Origin of the sequence: Actinomycetospora aeridis (genome assembly GCF_037400275.1) — a bacterium.
Taxonomy (GTDB): domain Bacteria; phylum Actinomycetota; class Actinomycetes; order Mycobacteriales; family Pseudonocardiaceae; genus Actinomycetospora; species Actinomycetospora aeridis.
This window is the reverse complement of the sequence record NZ_JBBEGL010000008.1, coordinates 1-21,933: the sequence shown is the minus strand read 5'-3', so window position 1 is coordinate 21,933 and position 21,933 is coordinate 1. Positions and strand designations below refer to the sequence as shown.

Genomic DNA, 21,933 nt, shown 5'->3' with positions numbered 1-21,933 from the left:
CTCGTGCGGGAGGTCCGTACCGTGGCGGGCGGGAGACAGGGAGGACCCATGACCGGCGGCCCCACGATCAGTCGGCCCCGCCTGCTGGCCACGAGCGACCTGCACGCCAACCGCTCGGACAACGAGGACATCGTCCGCGAGCTGCACCCGACCCACCCCGGTGACTGGCTGATCGTCGCGGGCGACGTGGGCGACCGCGTGGACACCGTCGCGTGGGCCCTGGAGATCCTCGCCGGGCGCTTCGCGAAGGTCATCTGGGTGCCGGGCAACCACGAGCTGTGGACCCCGCCGGGCGACGAGGTCGACCTCGTCGGCCCCGCCCGCTACGACCACCTCGTCGACGTCGCGCGCGGGCTCGGCGTGCTCACCCCCGAGGACCCGTGGCCCGTGTGGGAGGGCGACGGCGGCCCGGCGCTCGTGTGCCCGATGTTCCTGCTCTACGACTACAGCGTTCGGCCGCCCTCGATCCCCGACGAGTGGTCGAACGCGGCGGCGCTCGAGGTCGCCCGCGAGGCCGGGGTGGTGTGCACCGACGAGGTCCTCATGTCGTGCGACCCGTTCCCCGACGCCGCCGCCTGGTGCGCCGACCGTCTCGGGCGCACCGAGGCCCGGCTCGCCGAGCGCCCGGCCGGGATGCCGACGGTCCTGGTCAACCACTGGCCGCTGACGCCGCACCCGACCCGCATCCTGCGCCACCCCGAGTTCGCGCTCTGGTGCGGCACGACGGCCACCGCCGACTGGCACCGGCGCCACGACGCGACGGTGCTCGTGTACGGCCACCTGCACATCCCCCGCACCACCGTCGAGGACGGCGTGCGCTGCGAGGAGGTCTCGGTGGGCTACCCGCGCGAGTGGCAGCGCCACGGCCTCGTCCGCGGCGCGCTGCGCGAGATCCTGCCCGGCGCGCCCGGTGCCGGGCCGGACCCGTTCACCGCCTGGGCGGCCGAGCAGAGCGCGCGCTGGGCCCGGACGTGACCACCACCGTCGCGGCCCTCGACACCGTCCTGCCCGGCGCGGTCGTCGCCGCGGTGCGGACCGACGACGACCCGCGGGCCGTGCTCCCGCCCGAGGAGGAGGCGGCCGTCGCGAAGGCGGTGACCTCGCGCCGCGCGGAGTTCACGACGGCGCGCGGGTGCGCGCGTGACGCGCTGGCCCGTCTCGGGGCGCCGGCCGCGGCGATCCCGGTGGGGGAGAAGCGCGCCCCGGTGTGGCCCGACGGCGTCGTCGGCGCGATCACCCACTGCGCCGGCTTCCGCGCCGCGGCGGTGGCCTGGCGCGAGGCCGTCCGCACGGTCGGCCTCGACGCCGAGCCCCACGTGGCCCTGCCCGCCGGCGTGCTCGAGGCGGTGTCGGACCCCGGCGAGCGGGCGGTGCTCGCGTCGCTGGCGACGTCGGCGCCCGAGGTGCGGTGGGACAAGGTCCTGTTCAGCGCCAAGGAGAGCGTCTACAAGGCGTGGTTCCCGCTCACCGGCACGTGGCTGGGTTTCGAGGACGCCGAGCTCGTGCCCGCCCGCGACGGGACGTTCCGCGCGACCTTGCGCGTGCCCGGGCCCGTCGTCGACGGTGGCGAGGTGACCGGGTTCGAGGGGCGCTGGGTCGTCCACGACGGCCTCGTGATCACGGCGATCGCCCTGCCGGCGCGCCCGCCTGCTGCCGCAACGAACGTGCTGTTCGCTGCTTCTAGGCGTCCGAACGACGCGTTCGCGGGCGAGCGCTGATGCGGGGCGAGGCGTTCTGGGAGGGCTACGAGTCGGTCGTCGAGCAGCGGATCCGCGACGCGCAGGACGAGGGCAAGTTCGACGGGCTGCGCGGCGCCGGCGAGCCGTTGCGCGGGCTGAACCGGCCGGACGACGAGAACTGGGGGCTGCGCTCCTACCTCGACCGCGAGGGCATCCCGAACGACGTCCTGCTGCCCACGCCGCTGCGCCTGCGTCGCGAGGTCGACCGGCTGCCCGAGACGGTGCGGGACATGGCGACCGAGCGGGAGGTCCGGGACGCCGTGGCCGCCGTGGCCGCCCGTGTCGCGCAGTGGCTGCGCTTCCCCGACGGGCCCCAGGTCGCGGTGCCGATGCCGCGGGTCGACGAGATCGTCGCGGGGTGGCGCGCGCAGAGCAGCGCGGCGTCGGCGTCCGTCCCCGCGCTGCCGGTGGAGCCTCCCGCACGACGGTCGCGGCTGCGCCGGCTGCTGCGCCGACGCCGTCGCCCGTGATCGTCTAGCCGGCGCGTGGGGCCCGGGGGAGGTCGACGACCGTGCCCGGTGTCCGGGCGGGGGTGTCCTCGACGACGGCCGCCGGCGCCTCGCGCTCGCGCGCGTGCTCACCGGGACGACGGGACGGGGCCAGCGGGACGACCGTGGCGGCCCCGATGCCGTGGTAGCGCTCGGGGGTGCAGGTCAGCACGATCACCTGCGCGGCGCCGTCGGCGGCCGTGGCCGCGGTGAAGACCGCGCCGAGGCGCGCGAGGCGCTCCGGATCGGTGTGGCCGAGCGCGTCGTCGATCACCACCGGGACGCCGTCGGCCGGGTCGACCAGGGCGGCGCACGCGAGCCGCGCGCACAGCCCGAGCTGCTCCTGGGCGCCGCTGGACAGCGCGCCGAACGCCACCGTCGTGCCGTCGAGCGTGCGGTGGGTGATGCGCAGGTCCTCGTCGATCTCCAGGGACAGCGAGGAGCCGAACACGATGCGCGCGAGCCGCTCGACCTGCGCGCGGAACGGCGCGACGTAGGACCGGCGCACCCGCTCGCGGTGGCGCGCGAGGGTGTCGTGCAGGCGCTGCGCGGCGGCGGAGCGCCGGGCGACCGCGTCGTGCTCACGCACGGCGACCTCGAGCTCGGCGGCCGCGGCGGCCTCCTGGTCGTGCCAGCCCTCCAGCCCGGCGGCCTGCAGGCGGCCGGTCGTCTCGGCGTGCTCGCGCTCCAGGCGCACCGCCTCGCCGCCGAGGCGCTCGTCGACGGCGCGGGCGTTGACCACGCGGGCCTCGACGGTGTCCGGGTCGTCGTCGGCGAGCGCGGCGGCCAGCGCCTCGTGCTCGCGCTCGGCGTCACGGGCCCGGGCGAGCCGCTCGCCCTCGGCGTCGGCGAGGTCGGCGTCGGCCTCGGCCGCGCGGGCGGCGCGCAGCTCCTCGGCGCGACGGGCGTGGGCGTGGCGGGCGTCGGCGGCGCGCTCGGCCAGCACCGCGGCCCGGGTGTCGGCGTCGCGCACCGCGTCCTCGGCGGCCCGGCACGCCGCGGCGGCCTCGTCGGCGGCCCGCGCGGCCTGGTCGGCGGCGTCGCGGGCGGCGTCGGCGGCGGTGCGGAGTGCGGGGACGTCGGCGTCGCCCTCCGGGATGTCCTCGCCCAGACGGTCCCGGATCGCGTCGTGGGCGGCGCGCAGGGCAGTCGCGTCGCCGTGACCGGCGAGCTCGCGGGCGAGGGCGGCGCGGTGCTCCTCGGCGCGGCGCTCGGCGTCGTCGGCCTCGCGCCGGGCGACCCGGGCGTCCTCCACGCCGGCGACCCCGAGCTCCTCGCAGCGTTCCGCGAGTGCCTGCTGCCGCTCGCGCACCGCGTCGTCACGGCCGGCCTCGTCGAGGCCAGGGCGGACCCGCACGTCGAGCACGCCCGGCACGGAGAGCGCGCGCGAGCCCGCCACCGGCAGGGTGCGGGTCTCGCCCGCCCCGAGGGTGACCTCCGTGCCGTCGACCAGCACGGTCAGCCCGGCGGGCGCCGTCAGCTCGAGACGTGCGGCGGCGGCGTCGCGGGCGGCCTCGGCGCGCACCAGGTCGCGCGCGAGGTCCTCGAGCCCGGCGAGGTCGTCGGCGTCGAGGGCGGTGGCCGCGAGGACACGTCCGGCCGCCGCCAGGCCGGTCCGTGCCACCTCGGCGCGCTGCAGCCGGTCGGCGAGGTCGGCGAGCTCGGCACGGTCCCGGGCTGCGGACACGGCGCGGGCGGCGTCGTCGGCGCGCCGCCGCGCGGCGCCGGCCTCGTTGCGGGCGGCGGTGTCGGCGGCGCGGCGCGCGTCGCGCTCGTCGCGGGCCGCGGCGTGCTCGCCCTCGTGGGCGGCGAGCGCCTCGGCCGCCCGCGTGACGACGTCGGCGTCCGCCCCGAGCGCGGCCACCAGGGCGTCGCGCGACGCGCGGCGCTCGCGGGCGGAGTCCGCGCGCTCGCGGGCGAGCACGGCGCGGGAGCGGGCGGTCTCGACCTCACGCAGCCGGGACTGCAGGCCCGACCAGCGGTCCTCGAGCTCGGCCACCTCGGCGGCGTGGGCCCGGCGCCGCGCCCGGACCGTCGCCACGTCGGCGTCGAGCCGGTCGCGCACGGCGACGTCCCGCTCGACGGCCTCCAGCGCGGTGCGGCAGCGCTCGTGCTCGGCCTCCGCCGCGCTGCGACGGACCTCGGCGAGGCGCAGCTCGCCCGTCGCGCGGCCCCCGGGGGTGCGGTAGCGCCGCAGCTCCTCGACGGCCCGCTCGACGAGGCCGTCGTCGACACTCGGATCCGGGCGCGGTGAGCTCGCGGCACCGACGGCCCCGGACGCCGCCCGGTCGAGCGCGCGGGTCAGCGCGTCCTGGCCGCCGAGGTCGGCCTGCCCCACGGCGGTGTGCTGCTCGACCCGCAGGCCGCGCCAGAGCACGCGGTCCATGGTCTCGTCGAGGATCGCCGACACCCGCGCGTGCGCCTCGGCGCCCGTGAGCTGCTCGGACGACGGGGCGAGGACGGTCAGCTCGGTGCGCGGGCGGCGCAGCCAGCGCTTGCGGTAGACGAAGCGGTAGGGGCCGGTGGAGACCTCGGCCTCGACCTCGGGGCCGGCGTCGACACCCGAGGGCTGGGCGGCGCGGATCTCGGCACGACGCGAGGAGTCGGCGGCATCGAAGAGCAGGTCGAGTGCGGCGACCGTGGAGGTCTTGCCGACCTCGTTGTCGCCCTGCAGGACCGTGACCCCGCGCTCGGCGAGCGTGACCTCGCGGTCGTGCACGCCGCGGAAGTCGCGCAGGCGGATGCGGTGCAGCCTCACCGGTCGCTCCCCACGAGGCGGTGCAGCAGGCGCAACGCGTCGCGGGCCTCGGTGTCCGCGCCTCCGTCGGACCCGCCCGCCGCCGCGAACAGCTCGGTGGCGGCGTCGGCGGCGAAGCCGTGCAGGTCGAGATCGGCGAGGTCGGCGTCGTCGGGCACGGTCGCGAGGTCCGAGTGCTGGGGGAGCACCTCCACCGCGGCGAAGGCGTGGCCGTGCGCGGCGAGGAGGTCGTCGAGGTGGCTGCGCTGGCGCAGCGACAGCGTGCCGACCAGCGCGAGCCGCACGGCGGCGCGCTCCTTGTCGGGACGCGCGGCGAGCCAGGCGTCGAGCCGCTCGAGGTCGTCGTCGGTGTCGAGGCGCGTGTCGTGACGCACGAACGACCAGCACCCGACCCGCTCGGTGGCGACGGCCGCGGCGTGCTCGTCGAGGTCGACGACGAGGACGTTGCCCGGGTCGACCTCGTCGAAGTCGGTGACCTCCGGCGTGCCCGGGTGGCGGATGCGGTCGTCGGCGGCGTCCACCCACGTCGAGTGCCGGTCGCCCAGCGCCGCGTAGTGGATGCGGCCGTCGCCGAGGGCGGCGAGCACCCCGTCGCGGCGGATGCGCGCGGGCTCGTCGTCGTCGGGGTCCAGGACGTCGAGCTCGCCGTGGCCGGCCAGCACCCGCAGCGTTCCTGGCGGGGCGGGCCCGAGGTCGGCGAGCTGCTCGCCGACGAGGTCGGTGAGCGGGTGCTTGGAGCGCCACGGCGCGGCGACGACCTCGATGCCCGGCGCCACCTCGTGCACCCCCGGCGAGTCCAGCACCGTGACGTGCGCGGGGCGGCGGCGCGCGAAGTCCGGCCGGCGGAGCACGCACGCGGCGTCGGCGGGGTCGTGGTTGCCGGGCAGCAGCAGCACCGGCGTGCGGAACGACGCGAGCGCCTCGCAGGCGCGGGCGACGACGTCGGGACCCACGAGGTTGGACTCGAACACGTCACCGCACACGAGGACGAACGCGGCGTCGCGCTGGTCGGCGAGGCGCCCGAGGGCGGCGACGGCGTCGAGCCGGGCCTGCGCGTAGCGGGCCTGGGCCTCCCCGGTGACCCCCGCGGCGGCCTCCTTGGGCGGCCGGGCCCCCAGGACCCGCCGCCTCATGCCGAGCTGCCAGTCGGCGGTGTGCACGAACCGCACGCCGGTGCTCCCTCCGCTGCTCGACTCTCGACCGTAGAACGGCCCCGCCGCCCGGGCGGGCAGCGACACGGACGGAGCCCACAGGTTCCGTCTGTGGGGTTCGACGCAGCCGGTGCTCCGACGGTTCCCCCGGATCGCGGGTCCGATCGAGCGGGTGGCTTTTCTGACGTCGGGTGTCAGCGTGGCCGCCAGGCTGACACGCCCACCACGATCACCACGCCCACCACGCTCACCACGGCCACCACGCTCAGGTCAGGGGGAGCTCCGCGACCGCCTCGAGACCACCGCGGGCACCGGAGCGCTCCACGCGCAGGCGCGCGTCGCGTCCGGAGGTCTCCAGCGTCGACACCGCGTTGCCGAACCACGGCCCGCCGATCGTCGTCCAGTCCAGCGGCAGCTCGCCGATCCCGGCGGCCCGCGACACCCGCGAGAGCGCGCCGGTCAGGCCCCGCCACCACCCGAGCGCGAACACGTACTCCATGAACCAGGGGACGCCGTTGCGCACCGGCGAGCACGTCAGCTGGTAGACCCGCGACCGCGTCGGCGACGACCAGCGGGCCTCCGCCGCGTAGCTGTGGTGGACGTCGCCGGAGAGCACGGAGATCGTCGCGGGGGCGGCCGGACCCGAGGCGACGCCCCGGATGAGGTCGGCGAGCCGGTCGAACGAGGCGCGGAACGCCGGCCAGTGCTCGAGGTCGACGGCCTGGCGCACGGTCTCCGCGAGCTTGCTGCCCCGGGCCGCGGCCCACTCGTCGAGCGACTGGACGTGGCTGACCGCGGGCGGCATCAGCCAGGGGATCGAGGAACCGATCAGCAGGTGGTCGACCTCGCCGTCGGACGCGCTCTCCTCGATCCAGGCGAACGAGTGGTCGTTGATCATCAGGCGGTCCTGCGCGTTGAGCACCCGGGCGCACCGCGTGTCGACCATGAGCAGTCGTGTGCGCCCGAGGTCCCAGCGGTAGCTCCAGCGCACGCCGGTCGGCTGTCCCACCTCGGCGTCGGCGCGGGCGGCGAAGTCGGCGAGCAGGTCGTAGACGTCGCCGTCGGCCTCGAGGACCTTCCGGTAGAGCGGGTCGGCGTCGCGCGTGGCCGGGTCGAGGTTGCCCAGGTGCTGGTAGACCCAGTACGACGCGAGCCCCGCCCGGATCCGCTGGGGCCACCACGGCTTGCCCGCCATCTCGTCGCGCCAGGCCTGGGAGGTGTTCCAGTCGTCGCGGATGTCGTGGTCGTCGAAGATCATCGCGGTCGGCACCGTCGAGAGCAGCCACCGCAGCTCCCGGTCGCTCCACGACTCGCTGTAGAGGTGGGAGTACTCGCCGAAGTCCGCGATCTCGAGTCCCGGCCCGTCCGGGTCGTCGGGGTCGCGGTTCTCGCGGATCCACCGCTCGGTGCGGGGGGTGATCTCGTCGGCGTAGACCTGGTCGCCCAGCAGGCACAGGGCGTCGGGCAGCACGCTCGCCGCGTCGTCCGCGGCCGCGACCTCGTCCATCAGGCGTGTCGCGAAGGCGTCGAGCGCGTCGATGCCGAGCGACGCCTCGAGCTCCGGGTCGTCGGTCGGGGGGTAGCGGCACGACCCGTAGACGAACCGCAGGCGCCCGGTGTGGTCGGCCTCGGCGCGGGTGCGCAGGTAGCTCGGCGGCGTCCCCGTGCCCTCGAGCGGCCAGACGAGCTCGCCGTCGAGCCGCACCTCGTAGGGCAGGCACGACGCCGGCTCGAGCCCCTCGACGACGACGAGCGCGTAGTGCTGCCCGCACACCTCGAACGTCGGCGCGCTGGTGCCGAGCACCTCGACGACGCAGCGCGCGCTCGTCTCCACCCAGATCGTCGCCGTCGTCGTCCCGACGTGGCGCAGCACGGGACCGAGCTCGAGGGAGGTCACGTCTCCTCCCTACCCGAACGGCGCCGGTCACCCACGCGGAGGGGTGCTCGTCAGTCCGAGCGGTGCGTCAGCTGCTCCAGACGGCTCTGGACCTGGTCGAGCCGCGCCTGCAGCAGGGCCACCTCCGCGCTCAGCAGCGGCACCAGCGTCGCCTCGTCGACCTCCGCGCCGACCACCCCGAGGGGGGCGCCGGCGTCCTCCGGCTCCTCGGCGCGCACCGGCACGTTCCCGCAGAGCACCCCGAACGCCTCCGGGGTGACGACGGGACGCGGCCCCGCACACAGCCCGCACACCGGGTGCAGCCGCCGCCAGCCCACGACGCCCGGCCCGCCGTCGGCGAGCGCCGCCGCCGCCCGCCCACAGCCACAACGCCCCAGCCGCACCGAGCGGACGGTCTGGCGCGCGTAGCGCAGGCCCAGCTCGTAGCGCACGAACCGCCCGGACGCGGCGATCTCGAGCAGCACGCAGTGCTGGTACTGCGGGTCGCACGCGAGGTCGCGCGCGTCGTCGAGGGCGTGGAAGCAGTAGAACCCGCAGTCGCACCACGAGGAGGGGCAGCGGTGGCGCGGGCTCTGGATGCACACCGCGTCGGCGACCGCGCCGTAGACCTGCGAGCGGCCCAGGGCGACGCCGTTGAACCCCCCGCGGCGCGTGTCCGCGGAGATCATCGGGTAGGCGATCTTGTACCCGGTGAGCGGCCCGTCCGGCCGCGGGCGGTGTCTACCGATCGACCAGCTGCTCGGCCGGCTCACGGTGCTCCGTGGTGAGGTGCTCGACGGTCTCGCCGACCTCCGGGGTGACCTCCGGGGTGTCCGGTGGCGCGGGCGGGTCCTCGGCGATGCCGGCGGAGAGTCGACGTCCCAGGCGCATGGCGGCCTCCGAGATGATCGGGGTGACGTGGCACCAGCGTCGTCGGCGAACCGCCCGCTGTCCAGGGGGCAGGGGGATGCTTCGGACGCACGGAGGGCCCGGGTCGGCGTCGACCCGGGCCCTCGCGGCAGTCGCTGTCGTGCCTGGTGCTGCGACCTACTCCGCGGCCTCGAGGCCCAGGTCGTCGAGGACGGCACCGACCTCGGCCTCGGTGGCCGCGACGTCCTTGTCGAGCTGGTGCGCGTACGGGGCCAGCTCGACCGCGTTGGCCGCCGGCGCGGCGAAGCCGGTGACGGCCGCGGGGACGGCGACGGCGGCGAACGCGAGGCGCATCGTGCTCTTCTTCATGGGGGTCCTTCCCGATCAGGACTGGGGAGCTGTCTAGGCCAGGCTTGACCCGGACGGCGGAACCATCGCCGCCCTTCGCCTGCCGATTCAACTCAGAACGGCCCAATTCGGGACTCGGTAACGAGATCATCACGAAGCGTCGGCGCCGCTCGTCGCGACCCGCCGTCGAACGCGCACGTCGAGGGCCTGTCGGGCGACGTCGCTGCGGATCTCGGTGACGTCACGGCGTCGTAACGGGCGGTCACGCCGTGGTCACTGGCCGCGGCCGTTCACGAGCAAGATCCGAGTTCCCGGAGCGGATGTCCCGCTCAGCGGAGCGTTCGCTCCACAGACACAGATCTTGCTCGTCCAGGCGTCCGAGGGGTCCGGTCCGGTGTCGTATTGTTCGCCCGGTCGTGGACGCCCCGCGTGTGCACGGCACCGGGGGGCAGTAGCTCAGCTGGTCAGAGCAGCGGACTCATAATCCGTCAGGTCGTCGGTTCGAGCCCGACCTGCCCCACCATCTCCGCAGGGCAGCGGCGTGCCGAGGATCACGACCAAGATCGCGCAGGCACTTTATCGTCACTTTTCCTCCTCGTCGTCCGAACCCAGAGCGGCGTCGAGGGCGTCGGCGGCCTCGCGTCCAGCGGCTCGCTTGTCCATGTAGACGTCCTGCGTGATCGACGGCCGGGCGTGCCCGATGTGGCCGGCGATGGCTCGCGCGGAGAGGCCGGCCTGGTCGAGGATCGTGGCGGCGGTCTTGCGGAAGACGTGGCTGGTGACCCATCCGTACCCGGCGCGGTCGAGAGCGGTCCGGAGTCGGTGGCCGGTGTTGTGGGGGTCGCGCCAGGACCCGCGGCCGAGGGCGTGACCGCGGGTGTTCGGGAAGACCATCGAGCCTGGCGTCACGTCGTCGGGACGGCGCTCCTTGAGCGTCGCGAGCAGGAAGCCCGGCAGGGGCAGCACCCGCTGGGCCGAGAACGTCTTGCCCTCGTGGCGAACCAGGCCGACCTGCTTGACGCGCACGATGTTGGCCCGGACCGCGACGGTCTGTGCGTGCCAGTCGAACGCGTCGTCCTGTACGGCGATCACTTCGCCGATGCGGCAGCCGGTCGCGAGCATGAAGCGCACGAGGTCCGGGACGTCGAACCGGAACGCCTCCTCGTCGTCGTCGAGCCGAGCGAGCAGGTCGACGCGCTCCGACCGAGTCAGCGCACGGGCGTCCGACTTGGTGCCCTCGATGCGGCCGACGTCGCGGACCGGGTTGGTGGGGATCGCGCCGAGTCGGGCGGCGTGGGACATGGCGCCGGAGACGACCGTTCGGACGCTGCGGACCGTGTTCGCGGACAGTCGTTTCTCGCACGTGCGGAAGAAGGCGTCGAGGCGGGCGACCGTGGCCTCGCGGACGCGAAGCTGGCCGAGCGCGGGGACGACGCTGTTGCGCGCGTGGAAGGCGTACGTGTCGTACGTCGTCCCTCGGCGCCGGCGCTTGGTCTCCGCCAGGAACACGTCGACCAGGACCGCGACCTTCGTGTCGCCGGTGATCGACGAACCGGTCTGCGGCTGGCGCTCCTGCAACGCCTTCTTGAGGTTCCGCTCGGCCGCCGCCCGTGACTTCCCGGTCCGGTCGACCTTGCGCACCACGCCGTCGAGGTCCCGGAACTTCGTCGAGGCCAGGAAGCCCGACCCGTAGGGGTAGAGGCGCACCTTGCCGTGCGACCCGATGGGCATCGGCGGCCGGCCCATTGCTAAGCCACCTCGTCCGTCAGGCTGTCGAACCAGGCTTCGACGTCGGCCTGGTCGTAGCGGACGTAGCGGCCGACCTTCTTGCCCCGGGGCCCGTAGCCGGCCGATCGCCACGAGTAGATCGTCTTCACCGGGACGTCGAGGAAGTCGGCGAGGTCCTGGACGGTCCAGAGCTTCGCCAGTCGTGGGTTCATCGGTCAGTCCTCCGTGATGCGCCGGCCGAGATGGCCGAGGTGGTTGTGGGCGTGGTCGAGATGGCCGGCGAGCGTCCTGGCGGCCGCGTCGGCGGCCCGGAGGTCGTCTTGGGCGGCGAGCAGGGCACCGATCGGGTCGTGGCCGCGGTCGTCGTAGTGATCGGCGGGGTCGGCGCACCCCAGGCCGCGGGCGAGGTAGTCGAGGAGTTGCGAGAGCCGGTGGACGAGCTCGGCCAGCGAGCCGACGACGGCGTAGGCGTCGGGCCTGGTGACCGGCTCGCGGCTGGCGTGGTTGGCCTGGCGGATGTTCTCCGCGGCGGCATCGAGGTGCTGGGCGATGGTGGTCATCGGGTGTTCTCCGGGACGTCGGCGGCGCGGTCGGTGGCGGCGCCGAGCTGACGGGCGAACTCGCCGGCGCTGCTCGACACGGCGGGCCCAAGCGTCGGGAAGGCGGCGAAGAGCAGGACGAGGGTGATGACTCCGGACACGAGCGCGGGCGCGGCGCGGTGGCTCTTGACGAGCAGAGCCGTGACTAGGCCGGCGATGATGACGATCGCGATCAGGTTCACGACTCGGCCCGCCGTCCGAAGCGCTGAACGCGGTCGACGTACTCGCCGTACTCACCGAGGTAGGGCACCCGGATGCGTTCGCAGTCGCGCCCGAGCCCGGACAGGTAGGCCACGCCCGGCGCAGCGTTGGCGTGCTCCTGCCCAAGCGGGCGGGCGTCCGCCCCGTGGAGCATCTCCAGCGAGTCGGCCGGCACCCGGAACGAGAGCCGCAGGGCGAACTGGTCGCGGGCGTAGCCGCCGCCGACGGCGGTCGCCTCGAACCGCTGGGCGAGCATCAAGACCCGGAACGCCGCCTTGCGACCCTCGGAGAGCAGCCGCAGCACGGCGGTGCGGATGCGGTCGCCGACCGGGATGCCCTCACCGCGTTTGGGCTTCGGGAGCGCATCCGCGGCGCGGAGCAGGCCGGGGAACTCCTCCAGGACTACGAGCACGATCGGCGTGGCCGGCGAGGGCCGGATCGTGTCCCGGCGGGGCGGGATGGTCTCCAGCCGGCGGTCCATCTCGGCCACGAGGTCTTCAAGCAGGACCGCGTGGGCGGCGATGTCCTGGGTACCGACGACCTGATGTGCTCGGTGGGCGGTGCCGTCCCAGGCCCGGCCGAGCAGCAGACCGGTGATGTCCGAGCCGGTCACGAGGACATCGGGGGCGGCGGCGAGCTGGGCGAGCAGCCCGTAGCAGAACGCGGACTTGCCCGACCCGTTCTGGCCCTGCACCCCGAGGTGGGCGGGGTCGGCGATGGCGTGGCCGAGAGTGGTGGCGTCCTCGGTACGCCCGAGGATCACCGACTCGGCACCAGTGGCGACCGCGAGGGAGGGCAGCCCGAACCCGTCGCGCAGCGGGTCGGCGTCGAGCAGGTGGATACGCACCCATCGGCCGGCGACCGGTTCGACCCGCAGCCCGTGGGCACCGAGGGTGTGGGCTAGCCGGGGCCCGCGGTCCTTGGAGGTGAAGTCGGCCGGTTCCTGGCCGGCCATCAGCTCGACGGTGAACGAGGTGGGCGGGCCGAGCCGTACTTCTGCGACTCGTGGCGTCCTGACGGTGATCCCGGCGGCGACCGAGACGTACTGGCACAGGCCGATCCCGGCGCAGGCGTCCCGGAACATCCCGCGCAGAGCATTGGCGAAGCAGATCACCGATGCCTCGTGCTCGCGCTGGGCGCGGCGCCGGCGCAGCCGGCCGAGGAACCCGTGCGCGCCGGGAACGTTAGTACGCCCCGACCGGTGCTCGAGGGGCTGGACGTGCTCGAGGGCGGGCATCAGGCGCTCCTCTCGATGCAGGCGGCGCAGAGCGCGCCATCCACGGAGGGCATGGGGAACAGCAGCGCGCAGCCCGAGCACATGGGCTCGGCGTCGGCCACGGGGTCGGGGACGCCGGCCAGGCGGGCGCGGCGGATGGCGCGCCGGTCCGTGGGTGTGGTGGCGGCCCACAGGCCGTGGTCCTGGCCGGTGTCGAGCGCCCAGCGCAGGCACTCGGTCGCGACTGGGCAGCGCCCGCAGATCGGGGCGATGGCGATGCGCGCCCGGGCGACGATCGTGCTGGTGTCGTCCTCGGACGGCGGGAAGAACAGCTCGGGGTCGGTGTCGCGGCACGCCGCGTGCGTCTGCCAGCCCACGACCTACGCCGCCTCGGAGGTGTCGGCGGAGCGGCGACGGGTGGCGGGTGCAGCGTCGGCGGCCGGGCGGATGGCTTCGGCGGAGAAGCTGACCTCGACGCCCTTACCGCCGTTGCGGGCGGGCTTGACGCGGACCCAGAGCCCGACCAGCTCGACGGGGGAGTAGGGCGCGAGCTCGGGTGCCTCGTGGGACACGACGCGGATGCCGTGCAGTTCGTGGCGCCCGTCGCGGCCGGTCGGCAGCATCACGTCGTAGATACGGACCGGGGCGCCGGTGGCCTCGTCGATCAGCGGCTGGCCCGAGGACCGGCGGCCGGTCGGGGTGTCCTCCCAGCGCTCCATGGTCGCGCCGTGGCCGGTGGCAATGGCGTTGAGCCGGCTGGTGTCGATCGGGGCGGAGATGTCGTAAGGCATGTCGTTGGCTCCTGGTGATGGGCGGCGTGGCCGCTCGTGCTGTGCATCACCAGGAGACGGCGAACGCGGGGGACACCAGCACCACCAAGAAGGGACGTGACGGGACGTCCTCAGCGAGATAAAGTGTCCCTAAGAGTAATCGAACGTCCCTTGGGGTCCCCATGTCGACGAACCAGCGCCTCCGCGGCTCGATCGTGTCTGCGGGCATGCGTACGGCCGACCTGGCCGAGCACGTGGGCGTGGACGCCAAGACCGTCGAACGATGGATCACCAAGGGCCGGCTACCGCACCGCACGCACCGGGTCGCGGTCGCAGGCGCACTGGGCGTGGACGAGGCATACATCTGGCCCGAGGTCCTGGACTCGCCGGCCACCCAATCCGCGAGCGTCGCCGAGCTGCTGGAGATGCACCCGACCCGAGCCTCGATCCCGCACGACACTTGGACCCAGCTCATCACCAGCGCCCGCGAAGCCATCGACATCCTCGTCTACGCCGGTTCGTTTCTCTTCGAGCAGTACGACTTCACCGCCGTCATCCGCGAGAAGGCCGCTGCCGGCGTCCGAGTGCGCATTCTGCTCGGAGACGAGACCTCGCCGGCCGTCGCGCTCCGAGCCGAGGAGGAAGGCACCACCGGCGGTTTACAGGGCCGCATCCAGCTTCATCGCCGCTACCTGCGGGACATCGAAGATGTCCGCGGCGTCGAGGTCCGCACCCACGACACCACTCTCTACAACTCGCTGTTCCGCTTCGACCAAGACCTACTCGTCAACGGCCATGCGTGGGGCGCACCAGCCGGCCAGTCGCCGGTTCTGCATCTTCGGCGGGTGCCTGGCGGGCGAACGTGGGACCACTATATGCGATCTTTCGAGGAAGTATGGAACCTTGCGGCGACCGGCCACTCGCGGTAGACACGCGGACCTACCGGCCTGCAATCGCCCCAATACTTGCATGAGATACGATCTTCAAGAGGGCCGAGACGAGGATTCAATTTCCTCGGGGGGATGATTCTTCTGGTGGACAGATTTCGGATGGCGAGGATCGTAGCCTGGGTTCTGGTAGCCGCAGCCCTCTTGACTCCCGCTCTCATCCTTCCGTACCTCGCATGGCGCGACAGAGAACTAACTGAAGCGTTCAATGGCTATGTCGGCTGGGCGAATATTCTTGCTTTTACGGCGGGTGCCGTCGGCATCATCATTCTAGTTGCGGACAGGATCGCCTCACTCCGAGCGCCAACTGAAGAGCAGCTGGAACGAGGCGTCGACTCCATAGCTCACGTAGCAGCGCGACAAGACCAAGAACTTCTAGCGCAGCTACTCCGGACAGACATACCAGAAATTCGCTCGGCCAACTTCCGGTTTATGAGTAGAGAAAAACGATCGAAGAAGGAGAAGCGCGCTAGACGCAAAGAAAATAGCTTCTCTGACATCGAGTCGTATTTCACTAGTCAAACTTCTCGACGACTCGTGATCTTAGGCGCGGCAGGCAGTGGCAAGACTATCTTGGCGCTCACCCTCTCGACTCGACTACTTGAACGTCTCCGTGCGAGTGGCGGGGTCATCGGCAGCGTGAAGACACCGGTCCCGATCTTCGTGAGTGCGGAATCGTGGAGCTTAGCGACGAATGATCTAGACGAATGGTTCGCAGAGCAGGTGGCCCAACGCTTCCGGCTGGCGAACAAGTTTGCCCAGCGCGTAGTCGAATCTCGGCGGGTCTTCCCTGTGATCGACGGCCTGGACGAGATGGACGATCAAAAAGACTTGTCGAACCCTCGTGCGCAGGCAGCCATCGATCGAATCAACACGTACATCGCGCTAACGCCAGGAAGTCATGTTGTAATAGCATCTCGTCCTATCGCAGGGAAGCTCGATTTGACATCGCGTCAAATTCGCAATGCCGACGTGGTTAGTATTGAATCGATCACTCCCGCTGGATCGTCGAGTACATAGAGGAACAATTTCGCACCACCGATCAAAAAGACCTCTGGCGCCCAGTCCTATCGGAAGTCAGGACGTCGAATAGCAAGATCGCTCGGTCACTGAGTACGCCGTGGCGGCTAAATGCAACTTCATATTTTCTTCACGAAGGCGGCGACCCGCTATCGCTATTGCCAAAGTCAACGGAGAAAAATCTCCGCTGGGAGGAGTACGACTTACGAGTTCGCGATGTCCTCATGAAGAGCCTGGTAGCCTCAAGAATCGTTCTAGGCCCAGCTTTACGCATGCAAACCTCTCGCGCGGTCGCTTGTCTGTCTGCGTTGGCGCTGATCATGTCGAGCAACAAGAGCGAAAGCCGAGCATCGGGACAGATAGCTACAGATCAGTGGTGGCTGTTCTTCAACGAACGATCTGTACGGGCTCGGCATGCTCTAGCCGCGTGGGCGGTCATGCATGTGCCTTTCGCCGTCATTGGCAACCTTCCCTTTGCTAGACCAGAGCCAGGTTTCACGACTTTCACATATTTCGCAGTCATGACCAATTACGCCACAATAATGTTGATCTGTACGATGTATGCAGCTCGCCGAAAGCGAACCTACACTTTCAGATTTGAGATGTTCCGCCGCCCACTCCCCGCGATAGGAGTTACGGCGCTTGCTGTCATCGGCGGCGCAATTGTTGGCGTCCCTTCCGCTTTGCTCAACGGACTCTTCTTCGGTGCCACCTTCGGCCTCTCTGCCATTGTCTTCGTTGTGCTCCGATTTGCAGCTGCTCCGGCCAACACTGCAGCTTCTCTAGGGCCCAACACCTACTTGCGTGACGACACCAGGGTGTCGCTGGCGCTCGGAATCGTGGTGGGCTCTTACTTCGCGCTCTACTACTATCCAATATATGGACTCTATATCGCATCCGTCTTCGGGACGATGATTTTGCTCGCCGTTCCTATGACTTCGATGTACGTAAGGTATCTTGCAGCGGTACACCTCGGCGCAAAGAAATTCGGCTTACCCTTACGCTTCACGCTCTTCCTTAACGACTGCGCCAGAGCCGGCTTCCTCCGGGTGAGTGGCGGGGCTTTCGAATTTAAACACCGCGAAGTCCAAGACTATCTTGCGTCACGTGCAGAGGCAGACTCAATCGCGACCCGAGGGCGAGCTATCAAGGAGGAAGACCTTCAAATCACTGCGTGATTCTCTCGATACTGAGGGTTGAACTCTTCCCACCGTGCAGCTCGACCGCAATCTAGCTGACCTCCGGGAACCACAAGACGGCAACCGAGGCATGATGTGAAGATGGCGCGTACTGACTACTACGACGACCCAACGGCGCCTGCGGCAAACAGCGTCGTGCCCTCGGTTACTGCGGCAGTCCGTGATGGGGGCGGGCGCCTCCTACTCATCCACAAGATCGACAACGACTACTGGGCCCTCCCGGGCGGTGCCATGGACCTCGGGGAGTCGATCCGAGATGCGGCAGTCCGGGAGGTAGAGGAAGAGACCGGAGTGCACGTGGAGGTGACCGGGCTCGTCGGCATCTACACCGACCCGGGGCACGTGATGGTCTACGACGACGGCGAGGTCCGGCAGGAGTTTTCAGTGTGCTTCCACGCTCGGTACGTCTCGGGCGAGCCGCGGGAGGACGGCACGGAGACCAAGGCCGCCCGGTGGGTCGAACCCAACGAGGTGCCCGAGCTGTCGATCCATCCGACGATGCGCCGCCGGATCGAGGCGGCACTGAGCGGGGCGACGAGCCCGGAGATCGTCTAAGCGACGGCTGCGAGGCGCTGGTCGGTGCGCTCGATGGCGGCTGCGATGTCGGGTTGGGCACGGCTCATGGCACGGCCGACGATGGAGTCGGCTTCGTAGCGGGCAAGGATTTCGGCCAGGCGCTCGGTGTAGTCGAAGCGTTGCCCGCGAGGGCCTGTGGTCATATCCGCGGCCCAGAGCGCGTCCGCGACGGCCCCTTCTTCGCGGGGCCAGTCGGCCAGCTCCTCGGTGAGCCCGCGCTCCTCGGCCTCATACGTGGCAGCCGAGTGGTGGGCGACGAGAGCGCAGAGCCGGGGGGAGTGGCCCTGACTGGCGAGGTAACGCGCGCCGTCGATCGGGTGGAAGCCGGTCTGGACCAGCTCCGGGGCGTATCCGAGGTCGTGCCACCAGGCAGCGACGACGAGGAGGTCTCGCTCGTCTTCCGGCACTGATGGGGCCAGCTCGGCGGCACGTCGGGCGACCTGCTGGGTGTGCTCCCAGCGCGCGCCGAGAGGCGCGAGCAAACGGCGCGCGAGGTCCGCGGCGACGGTCGGGCCGGGACGCTCCTGCATGCCGACGACTCTAGGAGCGGGCGCGAGGGAGGACAGCGCGGGCATCAGTGCGCCAGCCGTAGGGCTGGATGATCTCGGGTGGTGGTCCTGGTGACGGTGTCGCTTCGGTCCAGGTGAGGCCGTGGCGATGGAGCCAGTGTCGGGCGCCGTCGAGCCCGTAGCGCTCGGCGACGGTCAGAAGCTCGGGTTCGCGCTGGGTGCGGCGTAGCCAGTCCCAGCCGTCGGCGGTCAGCCCGAGGCGGACGTCGGCCTCCTGGTCCTCTTCGGCGATCTCCTCGTCCGTGGCTTCCTTGCCGAGCCCGGCGAAGGCGCGCAGGTCGCGGCGGCCGGTGGACCACGTGAGCTGGCGCCGGCCCTCGGAGGATCGTTCCCATTCCCACCAGCGCGCGAGCGCGTTGACCTCGTAGGTGTCGACGGCCTCGCCGAGCAGCTGCATCGGGGTCCAGCCCCCGCGGGCCCGCTTGCTCTCCTTGCGGTGCCCGCTGGTGACCTCGTGGGCCATCTTCACGAAGTAGTCGGCGAGGTCGCCGTCGCCCAGCTGGGCGCGGCGCAGGTCCCAGCCGTGCTCTTCGGAGGCGGAGTAGCCCTTGCGTTCCAGGGCGCGGCGCCACCGGCCGAACATCCGTGCGCCGATCGAGGCGGCGACGAGGTCGGCGGAGACCTGCTCGGCGAAGCAGAGCAGGACGTGGATGTGCAGGTGCCAGCCGTTGTGCTCCGACCAGGTGGCCTCGACGGCGCGGGCCCAGCCGAGCAGCCCGCCGAAGCTCTCAGCGTCCTTGGTCCACACCGACCCGGAGGTGACCGCGGACCAGGCGTAGCCGAGCACGTCCCACACGCCCTCGCGGGTGCGGATGTCGGCGAGTTCGATCTCTTCGGCTTCGGCGGCGCGTTCGTCGACGTCCCAGCCGTTGGCCTCGGCGACGTCACGCATCGCGGCGCGGTCCTCGAGCTCGGCGCGTCGGGAACGGTCCTCGCGGGAGAGCCCGAGACGGTCGCCGCGGTCGTGGCGCATGGTCAGGGTGAGCATGAACGCCGACCCAGCGGCGTCGTCCACCGCACGCATCACCGTGGCGAGATCGTCGGCGCGGCGGGTGGCGATCTTCCCGGCGCACACAGGGCACACCCACACCGACCCGCAGGTCGTGAGCCCGCCGTAGGCCGCGGAGCGGGAGCCGTCCGGATTGGTGATCACCCCGAGCGTCGGACCCGACTCCGCCGTGGTCGTGGAGTGGCCGCAGTTGTGGCAGCGCCGCAGCTTGGTGATCCGGCGGAGCTGACGCCGACGCGTCCACCGCTGATCCCGACCGGCGCGAGCCGCTGCGATCTTCTCGGAGGGGCGTGGACCGATGCCTTCCCGGCGCCGTCGGTCCCGGCGAAGACCTATTGCCCCTTTACCGAGAACCCGCCCGCTCACCGGACACCACCCGCCAGGTGCGGGGCCGGCGCTGGCGCGCCGGCGCGGCCCGGCTGCGCCGGTCCGCGCCCTTCCGCACTCCTGTCTTCGACCCGTGCGTCGGGCGCTCCCCGGCTACCGGGCCGCAGACGGTGCGAAGCGGCGGCCACGACCAGGGCGACGGTGACCAGCAGCGGTAGGGGTGTCGGCCTCCGGCGGCCAGGCGCTCCGCCCTGGACCCGGGCACCAACCAAGAGAGAGCCCCCCACGAGCTCCACCAGACGAAGACCACCGGCGGGGCGGGTGGGGTGGTGGTCAGGACGGGGTCTCACCCACGACGACGCGCCCGACGGGTGCCAGACTCGGGGCGGCCCCGCAACCCCGTTCCCGGCATGACCAGAGGTGCCGCTCTTTGCCGCTGGAGGGGTTGCGGGGCCACCCCGAGCCCGGCAGGGCAGGGCCCGCGCCGCCGAGGGAGAGACCCCGAACTCGGCCCATGTCGCCGAGCGACGCCTGCGCTGATTCGGTTGCGGGCCAACGGGTACTCTCCGCGGACAACGGTTGACCACTCCTGCCGTTGACCGTGGCGCGAAGTGCTCGCCTTGGTGGGTGAGCGCTCTACAGGTTCGATCCTCATGTGCATCCCCGGGGAGAGTTTCTCGCCGACCGGTAGAGCGCAGCGCATGTCGCTCTCGGCTCTGCCCAGCCCACCCCGAGTGGGGGTCTGGCGCGTCGTGTGCACCAAGCTTCGAACAGGTGGCCTTCCCTTGGAGCCCCAGAGGGATCAGTTGCTGCTGGACGCCCTGCGATCCGCAGCCCACGATCTGATCGACCGCCGCAACTTCCGCGACCTTGACCTGCTGCTGAGCAGAATCGTGCTCACCGCGGTGGAGACCGTGCCCGGCGCCGACGCCGGCGGCATCTCCACCACCACCGACGGGCTGCTGGGCTCGCAGAACCCGACCTCGGGAGTGATCAGCAAGCTCGACCAGCTCCAGAGCGAGCTGCGCGAAGGCCCCTGTATCAGCGCCATCGACCAGCTCCCCTCCGATGGTCTGGTGATCGTCGACGACCTCGCCGGGGACGACGCGGCGCGCTGGCCTCGGTTCGCCCCGCAAGCCGTCGAGCAGGGCTACCGCTCGATGGTGTCGGTGCAGCTGACCCGCGAGCCGAATCTGCGGGCCGCGCTGAACCTCTATGCCGCCGAACCCGAAGCCTTCGACGCCGACGCCCGGCTGACCGCGGCGCTGTTCGGGCTGCAGGCCGCAGCGCTGCTCTTCGGCGCCGATACCGCCCGCCACCTGCAACATGCCGTTGACAGCCGTGACGTCATCGGGCAGGCCAAGGGCATCCTGATGGAACGCTTCACGGTCACCGGCGACCAGGCGTTCCAGATGATGGTCACCTCCTCCCAAGAGACCAACATCAAGCTCGTCGAGGTCGCGAGCTGGCTGGTCGGCGAAGCCGACCAGCGCCAACCACCGCGCGGCCACCACCACGGGCTCTAGGCGTGAGCGAGCCACCCCCGCCGGCCCGCGTGCGCCCCTGCGCGCCGAGCCCGCACGCGATATTGCAATTGATGTTGTTCGAGGAGCTGTGCCATGACCGACCCGGGCGAGCCATTCGGCCTGCGTGAGTCCCTGCGACTCATGCAGGCCCACCACAACCATCCCGACCACGCCGGGTACGACCCGCTCGACGCCCTGCTCAGCGTCTGCGTCGACACCATCCCCGCCGCCGACGCCGCCGCCATCTCCCACGCCCAGCACAATTCGGTCCGCTCGACCCATCTCACCGACCCCGCCATCAGCGAGATCGACCGCTGGCAGGAAGTGTTCGCGCAGGGCCCGCTGCTCGACCAGGCCCTCGCGTCCCAGCCCTACCGGTCGGTGCTGATCGTCGACGAGCTGGTGCTGGACGCCGTGATCGAGGGCGCGATCGTCGAGGCCGTGCCGCCGTTCCGGTCGCTGCACTCCACCACCCTGCGCAGCGAGCGCGGGCACCGCACCGCACTCGACCTCTACGCCCGCAACCCGAACGCGTTCGGCGCCGACACCAGCGTGCTCGCCGACATGTTCGCCATCCGCGCGGCCCACCTGCTCTACGGCCACGACGACACCCGCGCCGATCTCGAGCACATCCTCACAACCACCGCGCGCCGCCTGGGCCTGTCTCGCGCGACACTCCAAGCGCTCCTGGAAGAACACCTCGGGCGAGACTCCCGGTCGCTCGACGCCGACCAGCGCAACGAAGGCCGCCAACAGCCACCGGACGTCCCGCCCATGTAGCCAGCAAGGTGAAGGGCACTCGTCTGGAACCAGGTCACGCCGGCCAACGCAGAGACAGCGAGACTCCGTCGACAGGGACGCGGCCTCGGCCTGTTGGCGGTCGCTTGCGGCTGATCCTGAACCCGCCCAAGGAAGATGATCGTTTAGGCACTTTACCGGCACAGAACGACCGGCGAGCGGCCCTCGCACGAGGTTACGACCGGCAGCGCCGTCCACGCGTTCACGCGGCTCACGAG

The 21,933-nt window shown here is 71.6% G+C and carries 24 protein-coding genes and 1 tRNA gene; 10 read left to right on the top strand and 15 right to left on the bottom strand.

Going from position 1 to position 21,933, the window contains the following annotated elements:
- The first annotated feature begins 48 nt into the window (after positions 1–48).
- From WCD41_RS24925 to WCD41_RS24915, 3 genes are read left to right on the top strand one after another with little or no spacing between them, the layout of a single operon-like run.
- Positions 49–975, top strand: a complete 927-nt coding sequence (locus tag WCD41_RS24925; protein ID WP_337717589.1) for a metallophosphoesterase family protein — start codon at positions 49–51, stop codon at positions 973–975.
- On the top strand, positions 972–1,718 hold the full coding sequence (locus WCD41_RS24920) for a 4'-phosphopantetheinyl transferase family protein (protein ID WP_337717587.1): 747 nt from the start codon (positions 972–974) through the stop codon (positions 1,716–1,718). Before WCD41_RS24925 ends, WCD41_RS24920 begins: the two co-directional genes overlap by 4 nt.
- Positions 1,718–2,209, top strand: coding sequence for a DnaJ family domain-containing protein (locus WCD41_RS24915; RefSeq protein WP_337717585.1), 492 nt, complete (start codon positions 1,718–1,720; stop codon positions 2,207–2,209). The genes WCD41_RS24920 and WCD41_RS24915 overlap by 1 nt, the downstream gene beginning before the upstream one ends.
- A gap of 4 nt (positions 2,210–2,213) precedes the next feature.
- Here the strand turns inward: WCD41_RS24915 and WCD41_RS24910 are convergent, their stop codons facing one another.
- The 6 genes from WCD41_RS24910 to WCD41_RS24885 form a co-directional block, all read right to left on the bottom strand.
- The gene (locus WCD41_RS24910; protein WP_337717583.1) at positions 2,214–4,985 is read right to left on the bottom strand and encodes an AAA family ATPase; all 2,772 of its coding nucleotides are present in this window, start codon (positions 4,983–4,985) and stop codon (positions 2,214–2,216) included.
- The gene (locus WCD41_RS24905; protein WP_337717581.1) at positions 4,982–6,154 is read right to left on the bottom strand and encodes a metallophosphoesterase family protein; all 1,173 of its coding nucleotides are present in this window, start codon (positions 6,152–6,154) and stop codon (positions 4,982–4,984) included. Before WCD41_RS24905 ends, WCD41_RS24910 begins: the two co-directional genes overlap by 4 nt.
- 247 nt (positions 6,155–6,401) lie before the next feature.
- Positions 6,402–8,033, bottom strand: coding sequence for an alkaline phosphatase D family protein (locus tag WCD41_RS24900; protein ID WP_337717579.1), 1,632 nt, complete (start codon positions 8,031–8,033; stop codon positions 6,402–6,404).
- 50 nt (positions 8,034–8,083) lie between these two features.
- Positions 8,084–8,785, bottom strand: a complete 702-nt coding sequence (locus WCD41_RS24895) for a hypothetical protein (RefSeq protein WP_337717576.1) — start codon at positions 8,783–8,785, stop codon at positions 8,084–8,086.
- On the bottom strand, positions 8,754–8,903 hold the full coding sequence (locus WCD41_RS24890; protein ID WP_337717574.1) for a hypothetical protein: 150 nt from the start codon (positions 8,901–8,903) through the stop codon (positions 8,754–8,756). Before WCD41_RS24890 ends, WCD41_RS24895 begins: the two co-directional genes overlap by 32 nt.
- 156 nt (positions 8,904–9,059) lie before the next feature.
- Positions 9,060–9,251, bottom strand: a complete 192-nt coding sequence (locus WCD41_RS24885; RefSeq protein WP_133828170.1) for a hypothetical protein — start codon at positions 9,249–9,251, stop codon at positions 9,060–9,062.
- A gap of 424 nt (positions 9,252–9,675) precedes the next feature.
- Between WCD41_RS24885 and WCD41_RS24880 the strand changes: the two genes are divergently transcribed.
- A tRNA-Ile gene (locus WCD41_RS24880) sits at positions 9,676–9,753 on the top strand.
- Positions 9,754–9,812: 59 nt separating this feature from the next.
- Here WCD41_RS24880 and WCD41_RS24875 read toward each other — a convergent pair.
- From WCD41_RS24875 to WCD41_RS24845, 7 genes are read right to left on the bottom strand one after another with little or no spacing between them, the layout of a single operon-like run.
- Positions 9,813–10,976 carry a site-specific integrase gene (locus tag WCD41_RS24875; protein WP_337717573.1) on the bottom strand — a complete coding sequence of 388 codons (1,164 nt, stop codon included), beginning with the start codon at positions 10,974–10,976 and terminating at the stop codon, positions 9,813–9,815.
- 2 nt (positions 10,977–10,978) lie between these two features.
- Positions 10,979–11,170, bottom strand: coding sequence for a helix-turn-helix transcriptional regulator (locus WCD41_RS24870; protein ID WP_337717572.1), 192 nt, complete (start codon positions 11,168–11,170; stop codon positions 10,979–10,981).
- 3 nt (positions 11,171–11,173) lie between these two features.
- A complete protein-coding gene (locus WCD41_RS24865) occupies positions 11,174–11,518 on the bottom strand; it encodes a hypothetical protein (RefSeq protein WP_337717570.1) in 345 nt (114 codons plus the stop codon).
- Positions 11,515–11,739, bottom strand: a complete 225-nt coding sequence (locus WCD41_RS24860) for a hypothetical protein (protein ID WP_337717568.1) — start codon at positions 11,737–11,739, stop codon at positions 11,515–11,517. Before WCD41_RS24860 ends, WCD41_RS24865 begins: the two co-directional genes overlap by 4 nt.
- A complete protein-coding gene (locus tag WCD41_RS24855; RefSeq protein WP_337717566.1) occupies positions 11,736–12,995 on the bottom strand; it encodes a hypothetical protein in 1,260 nt (419 codons plus the stop codon). The genes WCD41_RS24860 and WCD41_RS24855 overlap by 4 nt, the downstream gene beginning before the upstream one ends.
- Positions 12,995–13,351, bottom strand: a complete 357-nt coding sequence (locus WCD41_RS24850; RefSeq protein WP_337717564.1) for a WhiB family transcriptional regulator — start codon at positions 13,349–13,351, stop codon at positions 12,995–12,997. The genes WCD41_RS24855 and WCD41_RS24850 overlap by 1 nt, the downstream gene beginning before the upstream one ends.
- A 3-nt stretch (positions 13,352–13,354) precedes the next feature.
- On the bottom strand, positions 13,355–13,765 hold the full coding sequence (locus WCD41_RS24845) for a hypothetical protein (RefSeq protein ID WP_337717562.1): 411 nt from the start codon (positions 13,763–13,765) through the stop codon (positions 13,355–13,357).
- A 161-nt stretch (positions 13,766–13,926) separates the two neighbouring features.
- Here WCD41_RS24845 and WCD41_RS24840 point away from each other — a divergent pair, with 161 nt between their 5' ends.
- From WCD41_RS24840 to WCD41_RS24825, 4 genes are all read left to right on the top strand, one after another.
- The gene (locus tag WCD41_RS24840) at positions 13,927–14,673 is read left to right on the top strand and encodes an XRE family transcriptional regulator (RefSeq protein ID WP_337717559.1); all 747 of its coding nucleotides are present in this window, start codon (positions 13,927–13,929) and stop codon (positions 14,671–14,673) included.
- Between the two features lie 93 nt (positions 14,674–14,766).
- Positions 14,767–15,711, top strand: a complete 945-nt coding sequence (locus WCD41_RS24835) for an NACHT domain-containing protein (protein ID WP_337717557.1) — start codon at positions 14,767–14,769, stop codon at positions 15,709–15,711.
- Positions 15,712–16,232: 521 nt separating this feature from the next.
- Positions 16,233–16,889 carry a hypothetical protein gene (locus WCD41_RS24830; protein ID WP_337717555.1) on the top strand — a complete coding sequence of 219 codons (657 nt, stop codon included), beginning with the start codon at positions 16,233–16,235 and terminating at the stop codon, positions 16,887–16,889.
- A gap of 102 nt (positions 16,890–16,991) precedes the next feature.
- A complete protein-coding gene (locus WCD41_RS24825) occupies positions 16,992–17,465 on the top strand; it encodes an NUDIX hydrolase (RefSeq protein ID WP_337717554.1) in 474 nt (157 codons plus the stop codon).
- On the opposite strand, the gene WCD41_RS24820 is transcribed toward WCD41_RS24825, so the two are convergent.
- Positions 17,462–18,016: an HD domain-containing protein gene (locus tag WCD41_RS24820; protein WP_337717552.1), complete on the bottom strand. Its 555-nt coding sequence runs from the start codon at positions 18,014–18,016 to the stop codon at positions 17,462–17,464. The two genes, WCD41_RS24825 and WCD41_RS24820, sit on opposite strands and share 4 nt — an antisense overlap.
- Positions 18,017–18,026: 10 nt before the next feature.
- Complete coding sequence (locus tag WCD41_RS24815) at positions 18,027–19,208, bottom strand: rep family protein (protein ID WP_337717550.1); 1,182 nt, start codon at positions 19,206–19,208, stop codon at positions 18,027–18,029.
- Positions 19,209–20,197: 989 nt separating this feature from the next.
- Between WCD41_RS24815 and WCD41_RS24810 the strand changes: the two genes are divergently transcribed.
- Positions 20,198–20,917, top strand: coding sequence for a GAF and ANTAR domain-containing protein (locus WCD41_RS24810; RefSeq protein ID WP_337717548.1), 720 nt, complete (start codon positions 20,198–20,200; stop codon positions 20,915–20,917).
- A 93-nt stretch (positions 20,918–21,010) separates the two neighbouring features.
- Entirely contained in the window at positions 21,011–21,697 is a 687-nt protein-coding gene (locus WCD41_RS24805; protein ID WP_337717546.1) for a hypothetical protein, read from the top strand.
- The last annotated feature ends 236 nt before the right edge of the window (positions 21,698–21,933 follow it).